Source organism: Mycobacterium sp. 20KCMC460 (assembly GCF_022179425.1).
Taxonomy (GTDB): Bacteria; Actinomycetota; Actinomycetes; order Mycobacteriales; family Mycobacteriaceae; genus Mycobacterium; species Mycobacterium kiyosense.
Genome location: NZ_AP025524.1, coordinates 6,089,689 through 6,114,689, shown reverse-complemented (window position 1 = coordinate 6,114,689; position 25,001 = coordinate 6,089,689). Strand labels below are relative to the sequence as shown.

The window sequence follows — 25,001 nt, the reverse complement described above, 5'->3', positions numbered from 1 at the left end:
GACGGCTTAGTTGGGGGCGACCAGCGCGAAGGCTTGCTTGGCGACCTGCAACATCCAGCTGGTCACCGTGGGGCCGTGGTCACGAGGCCAGTTCAGCTGGAAGCTGACCACCCACGGCTGCCCCGTCTTGTCTACCGTATACCAGCTGAACGTCAGATCCCCGGGCAGGCCACCGGCTTTCGCACCGATGTAGGGCCACACGTTGCGGTCCAGCTGGATGCCGGCGACGGCGGACAGGATCTTGCGGACTGGCGCGGCCTCGCCGACGGCATCCGCCTGGAGCGCCACGTGCACCCGGCAGATGTCTTCGGCGGTGCCGTACCACTCGGCGCCGAACGCTGAGGCGGGAGTGTGGGCGCGGGTCGGATCTGGTTGGTAATCGGTGGAATTCGCTGCTTGCAGCAGTGCAGCGCGCTGTTGCTGGGAGGCGTTCTTCCACTGCTCGCGCAGATCGGGCTGACCCCAGCCGACCGAGAACAGTTCGTACATGGTGGGAAACGGCGTCATGCTGACCGGGTCGTGGTGGCCGGCGCTGGCCAGGGCCTGCTCGATGGCATGGGTCCCCAGCCTGCCGATCAGCAGATCGGTGGCCATGTTGTCGCTGGTGGCGATCATCTTCTCGGCCGCTGTGCGAACTGAGACATGTTCGCCGACAGCAAGTTCCAAGCCGGAGGAGCCGACGGCCTTGCCCTTGGCGGTCACCGTCAGCTGATCGTCCCAGGATGCGGTCCCGTTCTTGACGGCGTTCGCGAGCGCGTGCAGCACGTACAACTTGAAAATCGACGCCAGTGGCAGGGACTCGGCGGTGTTGGTGCCCGCAACCCGGTTGCACTGGCCGTCGTCGACTTTGGCCACCTGATAGGAGTAGCGGGCGCCGGTCTTGCTCAGCACGGCATCGATGTCACGCCAGGCCTTGATCGTCGGTGGCGGGAGCGTTTCGAGTTCGAAACGGTCGACCCAGCCGCCGTCGTTGGTGTGGATCCGGATGTCTTGGTGCGCGCCGTAGGACGAGATCAGGTGCAAGGTGGCCGCGCTGGCGCCGACGTCCACGCTGTCCAGCGTGAACGGACGGTCCCACCAGAGACTTTCCATGGTGGCTTCCACCGACTCGACCTTCTCCGGTGCGGCCAGGGTGCCGACCCCGACCGGCCCGATCGGCCAGTCCGAGTTGAGCATGTCCATCGTCTGCTGTGCCCGCAGCCCGGGGGGCGTCGTGGTGTCGATCCGATGCCCGACGTCGGCTGCGTTGGCCGACGGGGTGGGTGACGTGGCACACCCGGGCGCCAGCGCCAACACCAGCACCGCCGCGGCGCTCGACGCCAGGACCCGGGTGCGTCGTTGACTCGGGCGGCTATTCAGCCTTCGGGTTCCCGGCAACGTCCATCACAACCTCGAACTCCAGCAGCGACGCCCCGGTTGCCACCGGGTTCGCCCGCTCCCCGGCGTGCGCTGCGATGGCGGGCCCGTTGGCCCAGGCCTGGAAGGCCTCCTCGGACTCCCAGTGCGTCACCACGAAATAGCGGTCCTCACCCTTGACCGGCCGCAGCAGCTGGAAGCCGAGAAACCCGGGCGAATTCTCCACCGCGTGAGCGCGGTGAGCGAATCGCTTCTCCAGCTCCGGGCCAGCTTCGGCGGGCACCTCGATTGCGTTGATCTTCACCACTGGCATGCGGTTAGGTTACCGTGCCCCGCATGCCGACCGATCTGTTGACCCATCGCGGCGGACAGGGCAGACCCTTGGTGCTGGTGCACGGACTGATGGGCCGGGGAACGACCTGGTCACGTCAGCTGCCGTGGCTGGCCCGGTTGGGCTCGGTGTACACCTACGACGCGCCGTGGCACCGCGGCCGGGACGTCGCGGACCCGCATCCGATCAGCACCGAGCGTTTCGTGGCCGACTTGGGCGACGCGGTGAGCGGGCTGGAAGTGCCGGTCACACTCGTCGGGCATTCGATGGGTGGCCTGCATTCCTGGTGCCTGGCCGCCGAACGTCCCGACCTGGTCAGCGCGCTGGTGGTGGAGGACATGGCCCCGGATTTCGTCGGCCGGACCACTGGGCCGTGGGAGCCGTGGCTGCACGCCTTGCCCGTCGAATTCGACTCTGCTGAACGGGTATTCGCCGAGTTCGGGCCGGTCGCCGGACAGTACTTCCTGGAGGCGTTCGACCGCACCGCCACCGGCTGGCGGCTGCACGGGCACACGGCGCGCTGGATCGAGATCGCCGCGGAGTGGGGTACCCGCGACTACTGGTCGCAGTGGCGGGCGGTCCGCGCACCGGCGCTGCTGATCGAGGCCGGCAGTTCGGTCACCCCGCCGGGGCAGATGCGCCAGATGCACGAAACAGATTCTCCGACAACATATCTGCATGTTGCAGGGGCAGGCCACCTGGTGCACGACGACGCTCCGGAGGCCTACCGGCACGCGGTCGAGTCGTTCGTTTCCGGCCTGGGCTAGCCGTTACTCCTCGCCAGCCAGCGCGAATCGCCCGTCAGCGGTCTGCACTACCAAGCCGTCGTCCAACAACGAGTACAACGCCCGGTCCCGCTGTGCGGTATCGGTCAGCCAGGCCACGTCGAGTTGAGCGCGGGTGACCGGAGAGTTGTTGTCGCGCAGCACATCGAGTAGTCGTCCGCGAACCTGGCGATCGGTGCCGGCGTAGGTCTGCACACGGCGGGCGGGTCCGGTCGCCGGCGGGTAGCCGGCCTGGCGCCAGGCGCACGAATCAAGGGGGCACAGCCCACACTTCGGGCTTCGCGCCGTGCACACCGTCGCACCCAACTCCATCAAGGCCACCGAAAACTCAGGTGCGCGTTCGTCATTCGGTACCAGTGCGGCCACGTCGGCGTGATCGCGGGTGGCCGAAGGTGGGCCCGCGTCGGCGCGGCCGTGTACCGCGCGGGCGACCACCCGGCGCACGTTGGTGTCCACCACCGGTACCCGCCGCCGGTAGGCAAAGCAGGCCACCGCGCGCGCCGTGTAGCTTCCGACGCCGGGCAGTGTCAGCAGCACATCGACATCGTCGGGTACCACGTCGCCGTGGTCGCGTGCGATGACGACGGCGCACTCGTGCAGACGCTTGGCCCGCCTTGGGTAGCCCAATTTGCCCCACGCGCGCAGTACGTCCGCGGCGGTGGCTGCCGCGGTGGCCGACGGGGTGGGCCACCGGCGCACCCACTCGGTCCAGATCGGCAGCACCCGGGAGACCGGTGTCTGTTGCAGCATGAACTCGCTGACCAGGATCTGCCAGGCGTCGACGCCGGGTTCCCGCCAGGGCAGGTCGCGGCGCGAACTCCGGTACCAGGACAGCAGATTTGCGGCGGATATGTTTGGGCAGACGTGCGCGGGTCCGTGCGGCACAATGTGTGCCATGCCTAGCAGCAACCCGATAAGCGCCTGGAAGTCACTCAAAGAGGGTAACGAGCGATTCGTCGCCGGTAAGCCCGAGCACCCCAGCCAAAGTGTCGACCACCGGGCCAGCCTGGCCGGCGGGCAGAAGCCGACCGCGGTGATCTTCGGTTGCGCGGACAGCCGGGTGGCGGCCGAACTGATCTTCGACCAGGGCCTCGGCGACGTGTTCGTGGTGCGCACCGCCGGACAGGCGATCGATACCGCCGTGCTGGGCTCCATCGAATACGCCGTCGCAGTGCTCAACGTGCCGCTGATCGTGGTGCTCGGCCACAACAGCTGCGGCGCGGTCAAGGCCACCATCGCCGCCCTCGACGAAGGCGAGATTCCCGGTGGTTTCGTGCGTGACGTGGTGGAGCGCGTGGTGCCGTCGGTGCTGGCGGGCCGGCGGGACGGCCTGACCCGCGTCGACGAGATCGAGGCGCGGCATGTCAGCGAGACGCTGGCCCAGCTGGTGTCGCGCTCCTCGGCCATCGCGGAGCGGGTCGCCGCCGGGACCCTCGCGCTCGCCGGGGTCACCTACAAGCTGGCCGACGGCAAGGCGGCGCTGGTCGACCACATCGGCGACATCGGCGAGCAGGCGTGACCGTCACTACACGACCGCTCACCGACTAACCTGACGACACGCCGAGGCGGGTCAGCCGAGTCGGTGTGACCTGGCCTTACGGTGTGAACGTGCTGGATCTAGAACCGCGGGGCCCGCTACCTACCGAGATCTATTGGCGGCGCAGGGGACTTGCCCTGGGCATCGCGGCCGTCGTGATCGGGATTGCCGTCGCAATCGTCATCGCCGTCGTCAGCAGCAACTCGGGCAGCAAGCCCGCGAATAAGCCCGCGGCGGCCCAGGAGCATCCCGGCGCGTCCCCGGCTCCCGGCGCCCCGGCCGGCCCCGAGCCGGCCGGACAGAGCGCATCCCCCGCGCCCGGCGCGCCGCCGGGGACCCTGAACCCGGAGTCGCCCACCCCGACCGCCGCGGTGCAGCCGCCACCCGTACTCAAGGACGGCGACGACTGCCCCGACTCGACGCTGGCCGTCAAGGGGCTGACCAACGCGCCCCAGTACTACATCGGCGACCAGCCCAAATTCACCATGGTGGTGACCAACATCGGGCTGGTGTCCTGCAAGCGCGATGTCGGCGCGGCGGTGCTGGCGGCCTACGTGTACTCGCTGGACAACAAGCGGCTGTGGTCCAACCTGGACTGCGCGCCCTCCAACGAGACGCTGGTCAAGACGTTCACCCCGGGCGAGCAGGTGACCACCGCCGTGACCTGGACCGGGATGGGTTCGGCGCCGAAATGCCCGTTGCCGAGGCCGGCGATCGGGCCGGGCACCTACAACCTGGTGGTCCAGTTGGGCAACCTGCGCTCGCAACCGGTCCCCTTCGTGCTGAACCAGCCGCCGCAGCCACCGGGCCCGGTGCCCGCGCCGGGGCCGGCCCAGGCGCCGCCTCCGGAAGCACCGCCTGCCGCGGGCGGATAACACATTCGCGGGATATCAGTGGTCGGCGATCGTCGACTCCGCCAGCTGGGACAATCCCTCGCGCACATGCCGGGCCCACATAGCACCGATCCCGTCCACCGACTGCAGGTCGTTGGCACTGGCGGCCAGCAGCCCCTGCAGCGTGCCGAACGAGCGGACCAACAGGTCGACGTGGGCGAACTGCAGCCGGGGGATGCCGGCCATGGCGCGGTAGCCGCGAGGGCTGAGCGCCGAATCCTGCGCCTCGGCCGTGGTCGGATACCCGAAGACCTTGGCCAGCGCGGTCAGCTCCAGTAGGTCGCTGTCCGACAGCGCGTCCAGCTCGCTCAGCGTGGCGGCGATCTGCGCCCTGGACGGCGGTTCGGGATTGGCGTGGTAGTCGCGCACGATGAGTTCGCGGGCGGTGTCGTTGCCGCCCAGCAGCTCTTCCAGCTGCAGCCGCAGCTGCCGCCCGTCGGTGCCCAGTTCGACGGCGTCGTAGTCGATCGCCAACCCGATGCGGCGGACCAGTTCGAGCCGCTGCACCACCGTCATCACGTCCCGCAGCGTGACGAAGTCCTCGACCTCGGCCCGCGACAGCTGCCGACTGACCTCGTCGAGCCTGGTCTTGTAGCGCTCCAGGGTGGCGATGGCCTGATTGGCGCGGGACAGGATCGTCGCGGAATCGGTCAGCACGTGACGTTCGCCGGCTACGTAGACGGTCACGATGTTCATCGAGTGGCTCACCGAGATCACGGGGTATCCGGTCTGGATCGCCGACCGCTCGGCCGAGCGGTGCCGGGTTCCCGATTCGTCGGTGGGGATCGACGGATCCGGAACCAGCTGCACGTTGGCCCGCACGATGCGGCTGCCGTCGGTGGACAACACCACCGCTCCGTCCATCTTGGACAGTTCGCGTAGTCGGGTCGGCGCGTACCGCACGTCGAGCGCGAAGCCGCCGTCGCAGATGGCTTCCACGTTCTCGTCGTGCCCGAGGACGATCAGGGCGCCGGTGCGGCCGCGCAGGATGCGCTCCAGGCCATCGCGCAGCCCGGTGCCGGGTGCCAGTCGGGCGACGGCCTCACGCAGGGTCGGACGAGTCACAGCGTGCATTCTGCTACGCCGGCCATCGATGCGGGACCCCTACTCGGCGCTGTCGAGCCGATACGACTTCACGCGCGTGGGGGTGCGCCGCTCGGCGATGTCGACGAGGTGGTTCAGCGCCTCGCCGATGGTCGCCGCGCTCAACGCCCGCATGCCGGCCGGGACTTCCTTGCATCCCGGTGGGATCAGCGCGACGGTGAAGCCCTGACGGGCGGCTTCGGCCAGCCGCCGCTCGATGCCGTGGACGCGGCGCAGGTCGCCCGCCAGCCCCACCTCCCCGACCACCACCGCGGTGGTGGGCAGAGCCAGGCCGGTGTACGACGAGGCCAGCGCCGCCGCGACCGCCAGGTCCGAGGACGGCTCGGTCAACCGCATGCCGCCCACCGTCGACAGGTAGATCTCGACCGCGCCGAGTTTGAGCCGACCGTGTTTCTCCAGCACGGCGGTGATCATCGCGGCTCGCGAGTGGTCGATACCGCTGACCGCCCGCCGCGGCGAACCGCCGTTCGGCACCGCAAGCAGGGCCTGGACTTCCCCGATCAGCGGGCGCTTGCCGTCCAGGGTCACCGTGATCGCGGTGCCGGGCACCGGCGCCGGGCGCTGGTCCAGGAATAGGTGCGACGGGTCGGCAACACCTTCGATCCCGTTGTCGTGCAACAGGAAACACCCGACCTCCTCGGCCGCACCGAAGCGGTTCTTGATGCCGCGGACCATGCGCAGCGAGCTGGTTCGGTCGCCTTCGAAGTGCAGGACGACGTCGACGAGATGCTCGAGGGACCGCGGCCCGGCGATCGCCCCGTCCTTGGTGACGTGCCCGACCAGGATCATCGCGACGCCCTTGGTCTTGGCCGCGGCGGTGAGCGCGGCCGTCACCGCGCGCACCTGGGTGACACCGCCGGTGACGCCGTCGGACTCGCTGGTGGACATCGTCTGCACCGAGTCGACGACGACCAATTCCGGATGCACCGTGTCGATGTGGCCCAGCACCGTGTGCAGATCGGACTCGGCGGCCAGGTAGACCTCGTCGAACCCGCCACCACTGCAACCGATCCGGTCGGCGCGCAACCGCACCTGCCCGGCGGATTCCTCGCCGGATACGTACAGCGCCCGTTGGCCGCGCTGCGCCCAGCTGTGGGCGACCTCGAGCAGCAGCGTGGACTTGCCGACGCCGGGCTCCCCGGCCAGCAGCGTCACCGATCCCGGCACCACCCCGCCGCCGAGCACCCGATCGAGTTCGTCGACTCCGGTCGAGCGATGCCGGCTGGTGTTGGGTTCGACGGAACTGATCGGCACCGCCTGCGAACCGGTGGCGGCTGCGCGCCGTCCGCCGCCCACCGCGGCGAGCACGGCGACCTCTTCGACCGTGCCCCAGCTGTTGCACTCCATGCAGCGCCCGACCCATTTGGCGCTGACATGGCGGCATTCCGAGCAGCGATACTGCGAACGTGCATTGGCCACGCCGTGACCGTATCTCCGGCGACCGACAGGCCGGTGCCGACAGGCCGGACCGGCGGGCCTAGGAGTGGTTGGCGCCCTGTTCGCGCGGCTGTTCCGAGCTGGCGGCCAGCGGCACCTCGACGCTGCCCTCGCCGGCCTTCTCGAACTTGAAGGTGAACTTGTAGGTCAGGCCGTTGCTGATCGGCTTGGTCAAGTTGACGGTCGCCTTGGCGGCCCCGTTGGGTCCGGGCGGCCCCGGCGCCGCGGCCTGCCCCTCCGGCGACCCGACGAAGAGCATCCGGCCGGCCGGCAGCTTGGCGTCCCCGGACAGCGCCACCGGGCCGATGTCGCTGCTGATGCCGGTCAGGCGGTCGTCGACGTCCGCCGAATTGTTCACCGCCACGAAGGCCAGTTCCACGCTGCGGCCGGGCTGCAGGAAGTCGCCGGTCTGGGTGGCCTGAATGCGGATGTTGCGCAGCGCCAAGTTGCCGATGGTGACCCGGTTGCCGTTGACGGCGGGCTCCTGCGCCGCGGTCTGGGCGATCTGGCCGGTTCCGCAGCCGGTGAGCACGGTCGCGGCCAAGCCGACGGCCGCCAGCCAGGTGGTGAGCCTGGCCGGGCGCAACGGCAGGCGGATGTCGAAGCGGTTCACTCAGTGCCTCCTGCTGCTCAACCCCGAATTTCAACTATGCACAGTAGTAGCAAGGCACCGTCCGCGGTAGCGCGGGACTCCCGATGTCGGGCGCCGGACCCCTGCCGGACATCTGGGCGGGCCCCGTCCCGGTCCCCGTTGAATTTCGGACCGGTCGACCAGCTATTCTTTATGGGCGGATTCGGGCCCGTGCACCGGGGCCGAATGCGACGCCAGAGCTGGTCCCCCTGCACGTCAGAGCCCGCCTGTCAACCCTCAATATGCGCGTGGCATGCCCCTGACCTGCACCGTTGATCCGCACGCGTCGGTCCCGCGTGTTAGACTGAATTAACGAAAGGGGCTCGAATCAGATGATCTTCAAGGTCGGTGACACCGTTGTCTACCCACACCACGGTGCTGCGTTAGTCGAGGCGATCGAAACTCGAACCATCAAAGGGGAGCAAAAAGAGTATCTCGTCTTGAAAGTTGCGCAGGGCGACCTGACCGTTCGAGTCCCTGCCGACAACGCCGAGTACGTCGGCGTCCGCGATGTCGTAGGCCAGGAAGGTCTGGACAAGGTCTTCCAGGTGCTGCGTGCTCCGCACACCGAGGAGCCCACCAACTGGTCGCGCCGGTACAAGGCCAACCTCGAAAAATTGGCTTCCGGCGACGTGAACAAGGTTGCCGAGGTCGTGCGTGACCTGTGGCGTCGTGACCAGGAGCGAGGCCTGTCGGCGGGCGAGAAGCGGATGCTGGCCAAGGCGCGGCAGATCCTGGTCGGTGAGCTGGCGTTGGCCGAGAGCACCGACGACGCCAAGGCCGAGACCATCCTGGACGAGGTTCTGGCTGCCGCCTCCTGAATAGCCCGGGGCTCTGAGTGGGCACGGGAGCCGAAGACGTAGTCGCGATCGTCCCGGCCGCGGGGTCCGGTGAGCGGCTCGGCGCCGGTATGGCGAAGGCGTTCTATCAACTCGAGGGTGAGTCGCTGGTCGAGCGGGCCGTCGAAGGTCTGCGGGCGTCCGGCGTGGTGGACAGCGTGATCGTGGCGGTGCCCGCCGACCGCACCGACGAGGCCAAACTGATCCTCGGACATCTGGCGACGATCGTGGCCGGTGGCCGCAGCCGTCCCGAATCGGTGAATCTGGCGCTTTCAACCATTTCCGAGCTTTCCGGGTCGCGTCCGTCGTTCGTGCTGGTGCACGACGCAGCGCGCGCGCTGACGCCACCGTCGCTGATCGTGCGGGTTGTGGACGCGCTGCGGGCGGGCCACGACGCCGTGGTGCCCGGATTGCCGCTGTCGGACACCGTCAAAGCCGTCGACGCCAACGGGGTGGTGTTGGGCACCCCGGAGCGGGCCGGGCTGCGGGCGGTGCAGACACCGCAGGGTTTCGCCACCGACCTGCTGCTGCGCGCCTACCAACAGGCCTTCGCACGGCCAGGTGGAGCCGAGTTCACCGACGATGCAGCACTGGTGGAGCAGATCGGCGGCCAGATCCAGGTCGTCGACGGCGATCCGCTGGCCTTCAAGATCACCACCCAGCTGGACTTGTTGCTGGCCAAGTCGATCGTGGGCCGATGATGCAGCTGCCCCGGGTGGGGTTGGGGGTGGACGTCCACCCGATCGAGCCCGGCCGCCCGTGCTGGCTGGTGGGTCTGCTGTTCCCCAGTGCGGACGGCTGCTCCGGCCACTCCGACGGCGACGTGGCGGTGCATGCCTTGTGTGACGCCGTGCTCTCGGCCGCCGGGCTCGGCGACATCGGCGGTGTGTTCGGTGTCGACGATCCGCGCTGGCAGGGGGTGAGTGGCGCCGACATGCTCCGGCACGTCGTGGCGCTGCTCACCGGCGAGGGATACCGGGTGGGTAATGCCGCGGTCCAGGTGGTCGGTAACCGGCCGAAGATCGGTCCGCGACGCTCCGAGGCTCAGGCGGTGCTGTCCCGGCTGCTCAACGCGCCGGTATCGGTGGCGGCCACCACCACCGACGGACTCGGTCTCACCGGACGTGGCGAGGGCCTGGCAGCTATCGCGACGGCGATGCTGATTCCGCTCCGCTGAATGGGACCGCAGGGCATAGGCAGTAAGCTGGCACGTCGTGACCGATCGTGCCGTCCTGCGGCTCCATGACACGGCGACCGGCGCCGTGCGTGATTTTCTGCCGCTGCGGGCCGGGCACGTCTCCATCTACCAGTGCGGCGCAACTCCGCAGGGGCTGCCGCACATCGGCCACGTCCGCAGCGGCGTGGCCTTCGACATCCTGCGCCGCTGGCTGCTGGCGCGTGGCTATGACGTCGCCTTCATCCGCAACGTCACCGACATCGACGACAAGATCCTGAACAAGGCGGCCGCCGCGGGGCGGCCGTGGTGGGAATGGGCCGCGACCCATCAGCGCGCGTTCACCGCGGCCTACGACGCCCTCGACGTCCTGCCGCCCTCGGCGGAGCCGCTGGCTACCGGCCACATCACCCAGATGATCGAATTAATGCAACGGCTGATCGAAACCGGGCACGCTTACGCAGCGGCCGGCGACGTCTACTTCGACGTGCTCAGCTACCCCGACTACGGCCAGCTGTCCGGGCACCGGATCGACGACGTCCACCAGGGCGAGGGGGTGGCCACCGGCAAGCGGGACCAGCGCGACTTCACCCTGTGGAAGGGCGAGAAGCCCGGCGAGCCGTCCTGGCCGTCGCCGTGGGGGCGCGGCCGCCCGGGCTGGCACATCGAATGCTCGGCCATGGCCCGCACCTATCTGGGTCCCGAGTTCGACATCCATTGCGGCGGAATGGATTTGATCTTCCCGCACCATGAGAACGAGATCGCCCAGAGCCGCGCTGCCGGGGACGGGTTCGCCCGTTACTGGCTGCACAACGGCTGGGTGACGATGGGCGGCGAGAAGATGAGCAAATCGCTGGGCAACGTGGTGGCCATCCCGGCGATGTTGCAGCGGGTGCGTCCCGCCGAACTGCGCTACTACCTGGGCAGCGCGCACTATCGCTCGATGCTGGAGTTCACCGAGACCGCACTGCAGGACGCGGTCAACGCCTACGTCGGTGTCGAGGAGTTCCTGCACCGGGTGCGCAGCCGGGTGGGGGCGGTATGCCCCGGGGAATGGACCCCGCGATTCGCCGCGGCGCTGGACGACGACCTCGCGGTCCCGGCGGCACTGGCCGAGATCCACCACACCCGCGCCGAGGGTAACCGCGCCCTGGACGCGGGGGATCACGAAGGCGCCCTGCGCAGCGCCGCCGCCATCCGCGCGATGATGGGCATCCTGGGCTGCGACCCGCTCGACGAGCGCTGGGAGTCCAAGGACGAGACGCTGGCCGCGCTGGCCGCGGTGGACGTGCTGGTCCGGGCCGAGTTGGAAAACCGGCAGAAGGCCCGTGCGGAACGCAACTGGGCGTTGGCCGACGAAATCCGGGACCGGCTCAAGCGGGCCGGTATCGAGGTCACCGACACCGCGGACGGTCCGCAATGGACGCTGGGCGGGGGCGGCAAGTAGATGGCCGGCAACTCCCAACGCCGGGGGGCGATCCGAAAGGCCGGCAGCAAAAAGGGGCCGACCGTCGGCTCGGGCGGCCAGCGGCGCCGCGCCCTGGAAGGCCGTGGCCCCACTCCGCCGGCTCACCTGCGCCCCCACCATCCGGCCGCCAAGCGGTCCAAGCCGACGCAGCAGCGCCCTGCCAAGAAGGTCGACGAAGCCGAGACCGTGCTGGGACGCAACCCGGTGCTGGAATGTCTGCGTGCCGGGGTGCCGGCGACCGCACTCTATGTTGCGCTGGGCACCGAGGCCGACGAGCGGCTCACCGAATCCGTCTCCCGGGCAGCCGATTCCGGTATCTCGATCTTGGAGGTGCCGCGCGGCGACCTGGACCGGATGACGGCCAACCACCTGCATCAGGGCATCGCGTTGCAGGTGCCGCCCTACAACTACGCCCACCCCGACGACCTGGTCGCCGCCGCCATCGCAGCGCCGCCGGCGATGCTGGTCGCGTTGGACAACATCTCCGACCCGCGCAATCTGGGCGCGATCGTGCGGTCTGTCGCGGCGTTCGGCGGCCACGGCGTGGTGATCCCGCAGCGCCGGTCGGCCTCGGTGACGGCGGTGGCCTGGCGCACCAGCGCCGGCGCGGCGGCGCGGATCCCGGTGGCCCGGGCAACGAATCTGACCAGGACGCTGAAGGATTGGGCCGGCCGCGGCCTGCGGGTGGTCGGGCTGGATGCCGACGGTGACACCGTGCTGGACGAGCTCGACGGCCGCGACCCGACCGTGGTGGTGGTCGGCTCCGAGGGCAAGGGACTGTCCCGCCTGGTGCGCCAAACCTGCGATGAAGTGGTGTCCATCCCGATGGCCGGTCAGACCGAGTCGCTGAATGCCGCGGTGGCCGCCGGAGTAGTGCTCGCCGAGATCGCGCGCCAACGTCGCATTCGGTGATCGTCGGGCGCACACCGGGCCACCGGACCCCTCGAGGGTCGAGCGTCGGCTCGTTGCGGTTCGGTCATGCGCAGCCGCTTTCCTGTGAGCGTTCACAGAATCCAGCCGCCGCATAAGGGATTCATAGACGTCGGCGAGCCGACAACTCTTCCGGGCGATCAGTGCGCGGCCGGTCATTTCCGCAGCTCACTGGGCCGTACCGCTTGCGCTGCATTGAACGCACGCTGAACAAAAGTCCTCGCGAGGTGAACAGTCGGCGCTTCTGCTTTCTGCGCAATAGCTTTCAACTTACTGTGTGTCGCATGAGTCGACCGCTGATTCTGGTCTAGAACACCAACTACGGGTATAATGCGCCGTTTTTTGGCGCTGAATACCCCGTGAGTGCCTGAATCTAACGACGGCTCATCAATGGCAACACCCAGACAACGCAGCTGGGTGTTGCAGCAACCCCACACGTCTCGCCGGAGGTATCCGCATGTCTTTCGTACGCACGTATCCAGAGCACTTGGCGGCCGCCGCCAGCAACCTGCAGTCATTGGGTGCGGCACTGAACGTCGGTAGCGCGGCTGCTGACGTGCCAATCACCACCGTGGTGCCCGCGGCCGTCGACGAGGTGTCGATTCTGACGGCCATGCAGTTCGCGACGCATGCGCAGCGGTTTCAGGAGCTGAGCGCGCAGGCGTCCAGGATCCAGGCGATGCTCTCGGCGACATTGGCCACCAGTGGGGGCTCCTACGCCGAAACCGAAGCGGCCAACGCCGCATCGGCGCACTGACCGACCCCGAGGCAATAGGAGTCATAGCGATGGTGGACTACGGTATGTTGCCGCCCGAGATCAACTCTGCGCGTATCTATGCCGGGCCCGGAGCGGCCTCGCTGGTAACCGCGGCGACGGCGTGGAATGGGCTGGCCGCTGATTTTCAGGCTGCGGCCGCGGGGCATCGTTCGGTGATCGAGGCGTTGACCACCGGGCAATGGCTGGGTCCGGCTTCGGCGCAGCTGGCTTCGGCTGTCGCGCCGTTCATTTCGTGGCTGAGCAGCAGCTCTGAGCAGGCCGCCGAGGCAGGCCGGCAGGCGACCGCCGCCGCGGCCGCCTACGAGAGGGCGTACGCCGCCAGCGTCCCCCCACCCTTGATCGCCGCAAACCGCACCCTGCTGCAACAGCTTGTCGCCACCAACCTGCTCGGCCAGAACAGCGCCGCGATCTCGCTGCTCGAGGCTCAGTACGGCGAGTTCTGGGCGCAGGATTCGGGGGCGATGTACACCTACGCCGGAAGTTCCGCGGCGGCAACCAAATTGACGCCGTTGGCAGCGCCGGCCGAGGTTGTCGATCCGAAGGGGCTGGCCGACCAGGCTGTCGCGGTCTTCAAGGCCGGGGGCCAAGGCGTGCAGAACCAACTCAACGCCATAGGCGCACAGGTGGTTCCGGAATTCAGTGACGTGGTGAAGACGCTTTCTTCGCCGCTCAACGGGCAGGGCACCGCGATCGATTCGTGGATCGTCGCCAACACGCCGTTCGACGACATCGTCCCGCTCTACAGCAAATACCTTTCGCCGTACGTCAACTCGCTCGCGGCGATGATCCAGTCGACGCAGACGATCGGGCAGAACACCAGCGGTTGGTCGGGTATCGGCAACCTTGCCAACACGCTGCTCAAGCCCGCTGCCCCGGCAGCGGCCAAGGCGGCCGAAGGCGCGGCAGCGGCGGCCAGCGGAGCCGGCCAGGCCGCGGCAGGCGCCGCGGGCAATCTGGGAGCGGGTCTGGGCGGGGTGGCCGGCAGCCTGGGCAAGGCGGTGCCGATCGGAGGCTTGTCGGTGCCCGCGAACTGGGTCCCATGGCAATCAACCACCAATCCCGGTGTGGCTAGCGCGATTCCGGCCGCTCTGGAGACGGGGGCAGGCTCCAACAGCTTCCCGATGGCACCGCCGTTCGGGCAGTTCGTCAACGGCGGTTACGGACGCAATGCCCCGCAGTACGGCTTCAAGCCGTCGATCATGGCCAAACCGCCGGCCGCCGGTTAACCGGCACGATCACCGCAACATTCACAAAGCTGAGCTGTCAACAGGCATCAGAGGATACAAGCGATGGTCGACTATGGCCTTTTGCCGCCCGAAATCAACTCCGGGCGCATCTACACCGGGCCGGGGGTAGGGCCGATGCTGGCCGCCGCGGCCGCATGGAGCGGACTGGCCGCGGACTTTTCCGCCGCCGCGGCGGGGCATCGATCGGTGATCTCCGAGCTGACCGGTGGCCCGTGGGTGGGGCCGGCCTCGGCGGCATTGGTCGCGGCCGCCACACCGTTCATCAGCTGGTTGGACGGCAGCGCCGACTCGGCCGGGCAGGCGGCGGTTCAGGCGTTCGCCGCCGCGGCCGCCTTCGAGACTGCGTTCGCGGCATCGGTTCCGCCGCCGGTGATCGCAGCCAACCGGGCGCTACTGGCGGCGTTGGTCGCGACCAACTTCCTCGGGCAGAACACCCCGGCGATCGCGGCAACCGAGGCCCTCTACCTGGAATTCTGGGCGCAGGACGCCGCGGCCATGTACAACTATGCGGGAAGTTCGGCGGCAGCCTCCGAGCTGACCGAGTTACCGGAACCGGCCGAGGTCGTGAATCCGGGCGGAGTGGCCGACCAAGCGGTAGCGGTGTTCAAGAGCGCGGGTCAGGCCGTCCAGACCCAGCTGAACAACGTTGGGGCACAGCTGATACCACGAATCGGTGATGTGCTACAGACGCTTTCGTCGCCGTTGAATGGCGAAGGCAGCTTGATTGATCAGTGGCTGGTTGCCGACACGCCGTTCGACGACCTCGTGCCGCTCTACACCAAATACATTTCGCCGTACATGAATTCGGTGGCGTTCTTCTTCCAGGACACCCTTTTCGTGGGCGACGAAACCGCGGGCTTCGCCAAACTCGGCAGCGTCGCCAACGACATCGGCAGCGCGGCGCAGGCGGCCGAGGCGGCAGCGCAAGCCGCCACCGCTGCCGTACCCAAACTGTCCAGCAGCGTCGGGGGAGTTGCGGCGGGCCTGGGTCGGGCCGTTCCGCTGAGCAGCGGGTTGTCGGTACCGGTGAGCTGGACTTCGGCGACCGCGCAGGCCGGATCCGGGGTGACCGCCATCAGCAACGCCACCTCTATTTCGGCCGCGGCCGAAGGCGCCGTCGGCAGCAATGTCCCGGTTGCCCCGCCGTTCGGGCAGTTCGTCAACGCCGGCAACGGCCGCAGAACTCCCGCCTACGGGCAGCGGCTGACATTCATGACCAGGCCTCCGGCGGCAGGCTGAAACCGGCTAAGCCCAGGGGTCGGCACGCTGCCACAGTGTTGGCAGGTGCACCCCGACGCCGTCCCGTGCGGCCAGTTCGTCGAGCACCCGGATGGATACGTCCAAGTCGTCACCGGCATAGGGTAAGGCCCGCAACGGTTTTGACAGTGGGCGGAAGAAATCGTCCCAATGGATGAGGACGACGCGGCGGGCGCCCACGGCGCGCACCGTCTGGTTCCAGTACTCGACGACATACGACCGGGGCTGCACGCCCAGTTGCCCCACGCTCAGGTAGACGACGTCGGCCTGCCTGCCCTGCAGTGCGCCGGGGACGTAACCGGCACTGCCTTGGATCAACACGCCTCTCCCCGACGGACGGTGCCGGATCAGCGTGGACCATGCTTCGCCGCAACGATAGGCCGACGCCCGCACCGGCGGCACCACCGGCGCGGCGATCACGCCGGGAAACCGGTCCGGTGGGCAGTGGTGTGACTCGATCAACGTAACATCGAAGGCGCTCAGCGTGATTGGTTCACCGGAGACCGCGACGACGAGCCGGTCCTCCGGCAGCCCGTGTCCGCGGCCGACATTGGCGGCCGACTCACCGCCGACCAACTGTGCGCCGGTGCGTTCGGCGACCAGGGCGGAGTCCATGACATGGTCGATGTGGGTGTGCACCGCAATGACGGCGACGAGTCGGGAGATGTTGGCCCGGGCCAGGCAGCCGTCCACCCGCGCCGCCGACGGTGCCACCTTGCCGGCCACCACCCGCGTCAGTGCCGGGCGGGAGAAGTAACCGTCGGTCATCAGCGCCGACGAGCCGTCGTCGAGTAGCAAGGTGGCCACGCCCAGCCAAGTCGCCGATAGCGGCGAATCCTGCTCTGCAACAGGAACATCGAAGCGGTTCGCATAGTCGGCAAGATCGGGACGACCCAGTTTGAGGCGCATCAGCAGAACGCTTCCAGCTGCAGGCCGGCGGCTTGCAGGCCGTCGCGTACGGCAGCGGCGATCTGGACGGCCCCGGGTGAATCACCATGCACGCAAATCGATTCCACGTTCAGTTTGACGGTGGTGCCGTCGACGGCCGTCAGCTCTCCGGAGGTGACCAGGGTGGTTACCCGGTGGGCGATCGCCGCCGGATCGTCCAGCACGGCGCCGGGCTCGCGGCGGGAGACCAAATGCCCCTCCGGGGTGTAGGCGCGGTCGGCGAAGGCTTCGGCAACGGTGCGCAAGCCGAGCCGGTCGGCTTCTTCGAAGAACGCCGATCCCGGCATTCCGAGGACCGGCAAGGACGGATCCGCCAGATGCACCGCCTCGGCGACGGCGGCGGCCTGCTCCCGATGGGTGAGAATCGAGTTATAAAGCGCCCCATGCGGTTTGACGTAACGAACCGCCGAGCCGGCACCGTGCGCCAGCGCCTGCAACGCGCCGATCTGATACACCACGTCGGCGAGCAGGTCCTCGGGGGCGACGTCGATGAAGCGTCGACCGAATCCGGCCAGATCGCGGTAGCCGACCTGCGCGCCGATGCGTACCCCGCGCTGCGCTGCCGACCGGCATACGCGGAGCAGTCCGGCCGGGTCGCCGGCGTGGAAGCCGCAAGCCAAATTGGCACTGGTGACAATCTCGAGCATGGCTTCGTCGTCCCCGAGTTGCCAGGCGCCGAATCCTTCGCCCAGGTCCGCGTTGAGATCGATGCGGGTCACTGCAGCTTGGCGATCCTGCCGGCAATCTGGTTGGCGATGTCGACCGCGGGGTTTCCGTTGGCGTTGTTCTTGCACGTCATGATGTCGATCGCGACGTTACTGCGGACGGTCAAGGCACGCTGGCAGCCCCAGCCGCCGCCGGCCTGTTCTACCTGGGCCGAACTCAGCATGCCGTTGTCGTTGTTCGCTCCGCTCACCGACCAGACCGTTTCGTGTCCGGAGTTGTTGACGTCGCTGTACTGACGGTTCGAGCAGGATTTCCAGCTCTGGACCGAGTTGTTGTAGAAGTTGTTGGCGTCGGTCGCCTTCGGGAACGCGACGACGGCCTGGATCGCGAGATTCGAGCGATTGGTGCTGTTGTCGGGGCTGTCGTCGAGGCGTTGTCCGCGGATCGACGTCCAACCGGTGCCGGAGTACACCTTTTCCTGGGCCGCCCCGTCGATCGCCAGGCAGCCGATGTCGGTCACGTTCTTGCTCCAGTCCCACATGACCTTGGCGCTGAACCAGACCTTCATCGAGGTGGCGCCCAGCACGGTGTTGATCTGGCTGGTGTCCAGCAAGACGTTGTCCAGCGAACCGACCGGGATTTCGGCTTGATTCGCCAGCCCGGCTTTCGGGCCGGGTGCGGCCTTACCCTCGACGATGTTCGTGCAGGCGGCTAAGAGCACACACGCACCGGTCAGTGCGGCTACTGCGGCAATCTGCTGACGCACCTTCCCCCTTCCCCTAACCTCGCTCACTGGGTGCTCAACAGCTTATGCGCTGGCTCCGACGATGTCGCCCGAGCAACCAGCAAACCAGGTAGATCACGAACGAGATGGTGGCCACAAACACCGATACCGGCACGCCCGGCGCCAGCGACAGCACGATTCCGCCCACCGCGGCCACCTCGGCGAAGGCCGTCGAGACGGCGATTGCCGCGACCGGCGCGGACACCACCCGGGTGGCCGCGGCGGCCGGGGTGATCAGCAGCGACATCACCAGCAACGCCCCGACGATCTGCACCGCCTGGGCGGCGACCACACCGACGAGTGCGGCGAACACGATGCCCAGCGCGCGGGTCGGCACCCCGCGGGCGGCCGCGACGTCGGGATCGACGGTGGCGAACAGCAGTGGCCGATAACAGATCACCAGCACTACGATCACCAGCGCGCACACCACCGCGAGCATGGTCAGGCCGGAATACCCCACCCCGACGATCTGGCCGGTCAGCAGCGCGAAACTGGTTCCGCTGCGGCCGGGGTAGAGGTGGATGAACAGCACCGCCAGACCCAGCCCGAACGCCAGCACCACCCCGATCACCGAATCGCGTTCCCGGTCCCGGCGGCCGAGGATGCCGAACAGCGCCGCGGCCAGTGCGCTGCCGATCAGCGCCCCCAGCCCCACCTCGAAACCGGTCAGCAACGCGAATGCCGCTCCCGTCAGCGACAATTCGGCCGAACCGTGCACGGCGAAAGACATCTGCCGCATCACGATGAACGGCCCGATCAGCCCGGAGACCAAACCCAGCAGCGCGGCCGCCACCAGCGCCTGTTGGACGAAGTCGTGTCGCAGCAGATGGGCGGTGAGGTCGAACGCGAAAAGGTGACCGAACAGGTCGGTGAGCCGGTCGTTCATCGGCCCTGCTCGGGCGGCCCGCCGACCAGGATGTAGTTGTCCTGCACCCGGACCACCTGAATGTCGGACCGGTACAGCGTCGAGAGTGTCTCGCTGGTCATCACCTCTTCGACGGTGCCGACCCGGAACCGCCCGTCCACGAGGTAGAGCACCCGGTCGACGTAGGGCAGCAGTGGGTTGACCTCGTGGGTGACCACGATGACCGCGGTTCCGGCCTCGCGCCGGCGGCGGTCGATCAGGCCGGCGACCGTCCGGGCGTGGGCCGGGTCCAGGGTCAGCAGCGGCTCGTCGCACAGCAGTAGAGCCGGGTCGCTGACCAAGGCCTGGGCGATGCGCATCCGCTGCAGTTCGCCGCCGGACATCAGTCCCACCCGCACGTCGGCCAGCGCCTCGCCGTTGACCTGTTGCAGTGCCCGATGCACCGCCTCGCGGCGGCGGGACCGACCCGCCCGGCGCAGCGGCATCGCTCCCCAGCGATGCCCGTCCACGCCCAGCGTGACCAGGTCGCGCCCGCGCAACATCACGTCCGGGTCGATCGGATGATGTTGCGGCACATAGCCTATCGGGCCGGCTACCCGCACCGAGCCGGCGCTGAGCCGCAGCTGGCCGAGCAGCACCTTGAGCAGCGAGGTCTTGCCGGTGCCGTTGGGGCCCAGCACGGCGATGAACTCGCCCGGTGACACCGACAGGTCGAGGTGGTCCCACAGCACGCGGTTCCCGAAGGCCAGCCGGGCGCCGGTCAACGCGACAGTGCTCATGGCGGGGTGATCAGCGGCCGGACCGCAGCGCCGCGGCCAGCCGGTTGACGGTGTCGCGTTGCCAGCTCAGGTAGTCCGAACCGCTCGGCAGGGTCTCGGACACCTCGGTCACCGGTACCCCCGACCGGCGGGCGGCGGCTTGCAGATCTGCCGTGGTGGCGGTGGCGGTCTGCGGGTTGACCAGCAGCGCCGCGACCTGCCGGTGGTTGATCAGATCGAGCACCGAGGCCAGGTCGGCGGGGGCGGGGTCGTTGTCGTTCTCGCTGGCAGCGGCGAAGGCCACCGGGGTGCGGTCGATCAGTCCCGACGCGTCCAGCAGGTAATGCACGACGGGTTCGGTGGCGATCACCCCGGCGGCGGGGTAGTCGGTGGCGATCGCGCGTTCGGCGCTGACGATCGCGTCGGCGCCGTGTCCGAAGGTGGCCGCGTTGGCGCGATAGTCCGCGGAGTGGCCCGGGTCGATGACCGCCAGCCGTTCGGCGATCTCGGTGGCCACCGCTTTGGCGACGCCGAGGTTGTAGAAGACGTGTTCGTCGGGTGACCCGGCGTGCGGTCCCAGGTAGGTGTAGGCGTCCACCGCCGGGATGTCGGGGTGGCCGGCCAGCACTCGGTCGACCCAGGGGTCGTAGCCGCCGCCGTTGTAGACCACCAGGTCGGCATCGGCCAATGCCGCCGCATCGGCAGGAGTGGCCTGGTAGGAGTGCGGATCGGCGCCCGCGCCGGAGAGGATCGACTTGACGGGGATGTGGTTGCCGGCCACGGCGCGCGCCACGCTGCCCCACACCTCGGTGGAGGCCACCACCGCGACGGCGCCCGGGTGGGAAGGACCATTGCTGGCGCAGCCGCTCAGAGCGGTCGCGGCCAGCAGGCAGGAGCCGAGCGCGGGAACGCCGACGCGCAGCAGTCTGCGCCAGCTCATTCGCACTCGGTGTCCTCTCGGGGCCGGTAGGCCGACACACCATCATAATGAAAATCGTTTCCATTAGAAAGTCGACCGCGTCGTCCTGCGCGAACGCCCGCTGAACGCCCGGTAGCCTCACGAAACGTGAGTCCCACACCGCGCAGGCGGGCGACTCTGGCGTCGTTGGCGGCCGAGCTCAAGGTATCGCGCACCACGATCTCGAACGCCTTCAATCGGCCCGATCAGCTTTCGCCCGAACTTCGTCAGCGGGTGCTGGACACCGCCAAACGGCTCGGTTACGCGGGACCGGACCCGGTGGCACGGTCGTTGCGCACCCGCAAGGCCGGCGCCGTCGGACTGGTGATGACCGAGGCGCTGACTTACTCGTTCAGCGATCCGGCGGCGCGGGATTTCGTTGCGGGGGTGGCACAGTCGTGCGAGGAGCTGGGGCAGGGCCTGCTGCTGGTAGCCGTCGGCCCCGGTCGCAGCATCGAAGACGGCACCACCGCCATCCTGGGCGCCGGGGTGGACGGCTTCGTGGTGTATTCGGTCCGTGACGACGATCCTTATCTGCAGGTGGTGTTGCAGCGGCGGCTGCCGGTGGTGGTCGTCGATCAGCCGATTGGTCTGGCCGGAGTGTCCCGGGTGGGCATCGACGACCGGGCCGCGATGCGGGAGCTGGCCGAATACGTATTAGGGCTCGGCCACCGCGAGATCGGGCTGCTGACCATGCGGCTGGGTCGGGTCCGGCGTCAGGGGTTGGTTGATCCCGAACGGCTCAGGTCCCCGACGTTCGACGTGCAGCGTGAGCGCATCATCGGTGTCTGGGAGGCGATGTCGGCCGCCGGCCTGGACCCGGATTCGTTGACCGTGGTGGAAAGTGACGAGCATCTGCCGACTTCGGGCGGGGATGCGGCCAAGGTGGCGCTGGAGGCCAATCCGAGGATCACCGCGCTGCTGTGCACCGCGGACATCCTGGCCTTGTCGGCGATGGATTACCTTCGCGCACATGGCATTTACGTGCCGGGGCAGCTGACCGTCACCGGTTTCGACGGCGTGCAGGAAGCGCTCGGACGCGGGTTGACCACGGTCGCGCAACCCAGCCTGCAGAAGGGTCGCCGGGCGGGGGAGTTGGTGCTAAATCCGCCACGCAACGGTCTGCCGGTGGTCGAACTGCTGCAGACCGAGCTGGTCCGCGGTCGTACCTGCGGGCCGCCGGCCTAGCCCGATCATCGCGCGACCCGCTGCGGCCGCGCTTGCGATCGCGACTAGCCCGATGGTCGCGACCCGCTGCGGCCGCGCCTGCGGCCGCGCTTGCGATCGCGACTAGCAGTTCTCGTGGTTGCCGATCAGCAGCCGCACCGCCAGATCGAGGCGTTTGCTCACGTCGGTGGCAGAGGCGCGGCGGGTGAGCCAGGCCAGCAGATTGGACAGCCACACATCGGAGATCACCCGCGCGATGTGGTACTGATCCTCGGTCGGTTCGCCGTCGGCCATCGCGCGGGCGAACATCGAGTCGATCAGCTTCTCCACCTGGTCGACCTCGCTGGCCGCCGAGGCGTCGGCGAACACGTAGGCCCGCGTCATCGCCTCGGTGAGCAGGGGGTTGCGCTGCATCGCCCGGTTGAGCTTGCCGACCATGAAGTTCAGCCGCTGGAAAGGGGTGCCGCCGGCCACCGCGGACCGGTCGGTCTTGGCGTCGATGCGGCTGAACTCGCGGCCCAGCGCCGACACCAGCAGGTGCACCTTCGACGGGAAGTACCGGTACAGGGTGCCGACGGCGACATCGGCGCGGTCGGCGACGGCGCGCATCTGCACGGCCTCGTAGCCGCCCTTGGAGGCGATGGCCATGGTGGCGTCCAGGATGCGCTTGCGGCGTTCGCGTTGCGCCTCGGAACCGAGCTCGGACTCAGCCAGCACCGCCACGTTCACAACCTCGCGAGGCTGATTGTCAGGAGCGCGGCCCTGGCTGGCGTTCGGTGGCGACATGGTTGAAAACGATACGCATTCTCGGCGTGAATCTCCCACCTCCCCGCAGCCGGGACAACGACGTGTACTGGCTCGATAACCGCCTACTTGACGGTCGATTGTATGCACTATTAGAACACGTTCTAGTGTGGAGAAAAGATATCTTGGTGTGTGAATTTGACGACTCGGAGGACTGCTGGTGGTAGCGACCGTCACCGATGAACAGTTCGCGGCGCGCGAACTGGTGCGCGATTGGGCGCGCAGTGCGGCCGGGATCGCCGCGATCCGGGAAGTCGAACAGGGCGACGTCGACGCCTGGCGGCCGGTGTTCGCCGGGCTGGCCGAGCTGGGGCTGTTCGGTGTCGCGGTGTCCGAGGACGCCGGTGGTGCCGGGGGCAGCGTCGAGGACCTCTGCGCGATGGTCGAGGAGGCCGCCAAGGCGCTGGTGCCCGGGCCGGTCGCAACGACGGCGCTGGCCACTCTTGTTGTCACCGACGCGGACCTGCTGGGCGCGCTGGCGACGGGTGAGCGCTTCGCCGGGCTGGCGCTGGAAGGTGACGTGCAGTTCGACGGTCAGGCCGCCTCCGGTGCCGTTCCCTGGGCGTTGGGCGCCGCGGCCGGCGGTGTGTTACTGGTGTCTTCGGGTGGGGTGTGGCTGCTGGTCGACCTGGACGGCGAGGGCGTCGTCGTGGAGCCGTTGCCGGCCACCGACTTCTCGCGGCCGCTGGGCCGGGTGACGCTGACGTCGGCGCCCGCGGTCGCGTTGCAGGCCACCGACGTGACGGACCTCGCGGCCACCCTGCTGGCCGCCGAGGCGGCCGGCGTCACCCGCTATGCGCTGGAAACCGCGGTCGCTTACGCCAAGGTGCGCGAGCAGTTCGGCAGGCCGATCGGCAGTTTCCAGGCCATCAAGCACATCTGCGCGGAGATGCTGTGCCGCGCCGAGCAGGCCGAGGTGGCGGCCGCCGACGCGGCTCGCGCCGCCGGCGAATCCGATGGCGAGCAGTTCGCCATCGCGGCTGCGCTGGCCGCCAGCCTTGGCATCGCCGCCGCGAAGGCCAACGTCAAAGACTGCATCCAGGTGCTTGGCGGCATCGGCTGCACCTGGGAACACGACGCGCATCTGTATTTACGTCGTGCCCACAGCATCGGCCGATTCCTGGGCGGTCCGCAACGCTGGCTGCGCCGGGTCGCCGCGCTCACCCAGGACGGCGTCCGTCGGCAACTGTCGATCGACCTCACCGAGGTCGAGGGTCGTCGCGACGAGATCGCCGCGGCCGTCGCCGAGGTGGCCGCGCTGCCCGCCGACCAGCGGCAGGCGGCGCTGGCCGAAAAGGGCCTGCAGGCACCGCACTGGCCGCCGCCCTACGGGCGCGGCGCGGGTCCGGCCGAACAGCTGCTGATCGACCAGGAGCTGGCCGCCGCCGGCGTCGAGCGACCCGATCTGGTGATCGGTTGGTGGGCGGCGCCGACCATCCTCGAGCACGGCACGCCCGAGCAGATCGAGCGGTTCGTGCCGGCCACCCTGCGCGGCGACTTCCTGTGGTGCCAGTTGTTCTCCGAACCGGGCGCCGGGTCGGACCTGGCGTCGCTGCGCACCAAGGCGGTCCGGGGGGACGGGGGCTGGCTGCTCACCGGCCAGAAGGTGTGGACGTCGGCGGCGCACAAGGCCGCCTGGGGGGTGTGCCTGGCCCGCACGGACCCGGACGTCCCGAAGCACAAAGGCATCACCTACTTCCTGGTCGACATGAAGGCACCGGGCATCGAGATCCGACCGCTGCGCGAGATCACCGGCGACTCACTGTTCAACGAGGTCTTTCTGGACAACGTCTTCGTTCCCGACGAGATGGTGGTCGGCAACGTCAACGACGGCTGGCGGCTGGCCCGCACCACGCTGGCCAACGAGCGGATCGCGATGGCCAACGGCACCGCGCTGGGAAATCCGATGGAGGAGCTGCTCAAACTGCTCGCCGCGCTCGATCTTGACGTCTCCCAACAGGAACGGCTCGCCCAGCTGATCCTGCTGGCACAGACCGGCGCGCTGCTGGATCAGCGCATCGCCCAGCTGGCCGTGGGCGGCCAGGACCCCGGCGCCCAGTCCAGCGTGCGCAAGCTGATCGGGGTGCGGTATCGGCAGGAACTGGCCGAGTTCACCATGGACGTCTCCGACGGCGGCGGACTCGTCGACAACCGGGCGCGAAACGACCGGGCGGTGTTCGACTTCCTCAACACCCGCTGCCTGACCATCGCCGGGGGCACCGAGCAGATCCTGCTCACCGTCGCTGCCGAGCGGCTGCTCGGCCTGCCCCGCTAGCGGGTTCAT

The 25,001-nt window shown here is 68.6% G+C and carries 26 protein-coding genes; 13 read left to right on the top strand and 13 right to left on the bottom strand.

All coding sequences use genetic code 11. The features are described 5' to 3' along the window. Positions 1-6: 6 nt before the first annotated feature. Both MKCMC460_RS28220 and mhuD read right to left on the bottom strand, forming a co-directional pair. Positions 7-1,377: a serine hydrolase gene (locus MKCMC460_RS28220; protein ID WP_236978534.1), complete on the bottom strand. Its 1,371-nt coding sequence runs from the start codon at positions 1,375-1,377 to the stop codon at positions 7-9. Further along, entirely contained in the window at positions 1,352-1,669 is a 318-nt protein-coding gene (gene mhuD, locus MKCMC460_RS28215; RefSeq protein ID WP_236978532.1) for a mycobilin-forming heme oxygenase MhuD, read from the bottom strand. The genes MKCMC460_RS28220 and mhuD overlap by 26 nt, the downstream gene beginning before the upstream one ends. Before the next feature lie 14 nt (positions 1,670-1,683). Between mhuD and MKCMC460_RS28210 the strand changes: the two genes are divergently transcribed. Continuing rightward, positions 1,684-2,454 carry an alpha/beta fold hydrolase gene (locus tag MKCMC460_RS28210; protein ID WP_236978531.1) on the top strand — a complete coding sequence of 257 codons (771 nt, stop codon included), beginning with the start codon at positions 1,684-1,686 and terminating at the stop codon, positions 2,452-2,454. Between the two features lie 3 nt (positions 2,455-2,457). Here the strand turns inward: MKCMC460_RS28210 and MKCMC460_RS28205 are convergent, their stop codons facing one another. Further along, positions 2,458-3,369 (bottom strand): A/G-specific adenine glycosylase, encoded by a 912-nt coding sequence (locus MKCMC460_RS28205; RefSeq protein ID WP_236978530.1) that lies wholly within the window; start codon positions 3,367-3,369, stop codon positions 2,458-2,460. Here MKCMC460_RS28205 and MKCMC460_RS28200 point away from each other — a divergent pair. Further along, positions 3,368-3,991 (top strand): carbonic anhydrase, encoded by a 624-nt coding sequence (locus tag MKCMC460_RS28200; protein ID WP_236978528.1) that lies wholly within the window; start codon positions 3,368-3,370, stop codon positions 3,989-3,991. The two genes, MKCMC460_RS28205 and MKCMC460_RS28200, sit on opposite strands and share 2 nt — an antisense overlap. Positions 3,992-4,080: 89 nt before the next feature. Further along, a complete protein-coding gene (locus MKCMC460_RS28195) occupies positions 4,081-4,884 on the top strand; it encodes a hypothetical protein (protein WP_236978526.1) in 804 nt (267 codons plus the stop codon). Between the two features lie 15 nt (positions 4,885-4,899). Here the strand turns inward: MKCMC460_RS28195 and disA are convergent, their stop codons facing one another. From disA to MKCMC460_RS28180, 3 genes are read right to left on the bottom strand one after another with little or no spacing between them, the layout of a single operon-like run. Then, a complete protein-coding gene (gene disA / locus MKCMC460_RS28190) occupies positions 4,900-5,976 on the bottom strand; it encodes a DNA integrity scanning diadenylate cyclase DisA (RefSeq protein WP_236978524.1) in 1,077 nt (358 codons plus the stop codon). A gap of 30 nt (positions 5,977-6,006) precedes the next feature. Beyond that, positions 6,007-7,425, bottom strand: coding sequence for a DNA repair protein RadA (gene radA / locus MKCMC460_RS28185; RefSeq protein WP_238305120.1), 1,419 nt, complete (start codon positions 7,423-7,425; stop codon positions 6,007-6,009). A gap of 58 nt (positions 7,426-7,483) precedes the next feature. Then, complete coding sequence (locus tag MKCMC460_RS28180; protein WP_370653042.1) at positions 7,484-8,056, bottom strand: hypothetical protein; 573 nt, start codon at positions 8,054-8,056, stop codon at positions 7,484-7,486. 350 nt (positions 8,057-8,406) lie between these two features. On the opposite strand from MKCMC460_RS28180, the gene carD reads away from it, so the two are divergent. From carD to MKCMC460_RS28140, 8 genes are all read left to right on the top strand, one after another. Beyond that, positions 8,407-8,895 (top strand): RNA polymerase-binding transcription factor CarD, encoded by a 489-nt coding sequence (carD, locus tag MKCMC460_RS28175; protein WP_007166539.1) that lies wholly within the window; start codon positions 8,407-8,409, stop codon positions 8,893-8,895. 17 nt (positions 8,896-8,912) lie between these two features. Then, positions 8,913-9,614: a 2-C-methyl-D-erythritol 4-phosphate cytidylyltransferase gene (gene ispD / locus MKCMC460_RS28170; RefSeq protein WP_255735373.1), complete on the top strand. Its 702-nt coding sequence runs from the start codon at positions 8,913-8,915 to the stop codon at positions 9,612-9,614. After that, positions 9,611-10,090: a 2-C-methyl-D-erythritol 2,4-cyclodiphosphate synthase gene (gene ispF / locus MKCMC460_RS28165; RefSeq protein ID WP_236978519.1), complete on the top strand. Its 480-nt coding sequence runs from the start codon at positions 9,611-9,613 to the stop codon at positions 10,088-10,090. The genes ispD and ispF overlap by 4 nt, the downstream gene beginning before the upstream one ends. A 37-nt stretch (positions 10,091-10,127) precedes the next feature. After that, positions 10,128-11,534, top strand: a complete 1,407-nt coding sequence (gene cysS, locus MKCMC460_RS28160; RefSeq protein ID WP_236978517.1) for a cysteine--tRNA ligase — start codon at positions 10,128-10,130, stop codon at positions 11,532-11,534. After that, positions 11,535-12,467 (top strand): 23S rRNA (guanosine(2251)-2'-O)-methyltransferase RlmB, encoded by a 933-nt coding sequence (gene rlmB / locus MKCMC460_RS28155; protein WP_236978516.1) that lies wholly within the window; start codon positions 11,535-11,537, stop codon positions 12,465-12,467. It abuts the gene before it with no gap. Positions 12,468-12,942: 475 nt separating this feature from the next. Then, positions 12,943-13,242 carry a PE family protein gene (locus tag MKCMC460_RS28150; protein WP_236978512.1) on the top strand — a complete coding sequence of 100 codons (300 nt, stop codon included), beginning with the start codon at positions 12,943-12,945 and terminating at the stop codon, positions 13,240-13,242. A gap of 29 nt (positions 13,243-13,271) precedes the next feature. Further along, the gene (locus MKCMC460_RS28145; RefSeq protein WP_236978510.1) at positions 13,272-14,489 is read left to right on the top strand and encodes a PPE family protein; all 1,218 of its coding nucleotides are present in this window, start codon (positions 13,272-13,274) and stop codon (positions 14,487-14,489) included. A gap of 63 nt (positions 14,490-14,552) precedes the next feature. After that, on the top strand, positions 14,553-15,749 hold the full coding sequence (locus MKCMC460_RS28140; protein ID WP_238305119.1) for a PPE family protein: 1,197 nt from the start codon (positions 14,553-14,555) through the stop codon (positions 15,747-15,749). A gap of 6 nt (positions 15,750-15,755) precedes the next feature. Here MKCMC460_RS28140 and MKCMC460_RS28135 read toward each other — a convergent pair whose 3' ends face one another. From MKCMC460_RS28135 to MKCMC460_RS28110, 6 genes are read right to left on the bottom strand one after another with little or no spacing between them, the layout of a single operon-like run. After that, positions 15,756-16,676 carry an MBL fold metallo-hydrolase gene (locus tag MKCMC460_RS28135; protein WP_236978507.1) on the bottom strand — a complete coding sequence of 307 codons (921 nt, stop codon included), beginning with the start codon at positions 16,674-16,676 and terminating at the stop codon, positions 15,756-15,758. After that, a complete protein-coding gene (locus MKCMC460_RS28130; RefSeq protein WP_236978504.1) occupies positions 16,676-17,434 on the bottom strand; it encodes a LamB/YcsF family protein in 759 nt (252 codons plus the stop codon). The genes MKCMC460_RS28135 and MKCMC460_RS28130 overlap by 1 nt, the downstream gene beginning before the upstream one ends. Continuing rightward, positions 17,431-18,147 (bottom strand): sensor domain-containing protein, encoded by a 717-nt coding sequence (locus tag MKCMC460_RS28125; protein ID WP_236978503.1) that lies wholly within the window; start codon positions 18,145-18,147, stop codon positions 17,431-17,433. The genes MKCMC460_RS28130 and MKCMC460_RS28125 overlap by 4 nt, the downstream gene beginning before the upstream one ends. A 34-nt stretch (positions 18,148-18,181) precedes the next feature. After that, positions 18,182-19,051: a metal ABC transporter permease gene (locus MKCMC460_RS28120; protein WP_236978501.1), complete on the bottom strand. Its 870-nt coding sequence runs from the start codon at positions 19,049-19,051 to the stop codon at positions 18,182-18,184. Then, positions 19,048-19,809, bottom strand: coding sequence for a metal ABC transporter ATP-binding protein (locus MKCMC460_RS28115; RefSeq protein WP_236978495.1), 762 nt, complete (start codon positions 19,807-19,809; stop codon positions 19,048-19,050). Before MKCMC460_RS28115 ends, MKCMC460_RS28120 begins: the two co-directional genes overlap by 4 nt. Positions 19,810-19,819: 10 nt before the next feature. Then, entirely contained in the window at positions 19,820-20,728 is a 909-nt protein-coding gene (locus tag MKCMC460_RS28110; protein ID WP_236978494.1) for a metal ABC transporter solute-binding protein, Zn/Mn family, read from the bottom strand. Between the two features lie 126 nt (positions 20,729-20,854). On the opposite strand from MKCMC460_RS28110, the gene MKCMC460_RS28105 reads away from it, so the two are divergent. Beyond that, positions 20,855-21,934, top strand: a complete 1,080-nt coding sequence (locus MKCMC460_RS28105) for a substrate-binding domain-containing protein (RefSeq protein WP_236978484.1) — start codon at positions 20,855-20,857, stop codon at positions 21,932-21,934. Positions 21,935-22,036: 102 nt separating this feature from the next. Here MKCMC460_RS28105 and kstR read toward each other — a convergent pair whose 3' ends face one another. Then, a complete protein-coding gene (gene kstR, locus MKCMC460_RS28100; RefSeq protein WP_236978482.1) occupies positions 22,037-22,636 on the bottom strand; it encodes a cholesterol catabolism transcriptional regulator KstR in 600 nt (199 codons plus the stop codon). Between the two features lie 241 nt (positions 22,637-22,877). On the opposite strand from kstR, the gene MKCMC460_RS28095 reads away from it, so the two are divergent. Further along, positions 22,878-24,992 (top strand): acyl-CoA dehydrogenase, encoded by a 2,115-nt coding sequence (locus MKCMC460_RS28095; RefSeq protein ID WP_236978480.1) that lies wholly within the window; start codon positions 22,878-22,880, stop codon positions 24,990-24,992. The last annotated feature ends 9 nt before the right edge of the window (positions 24,993-25,001 follow it).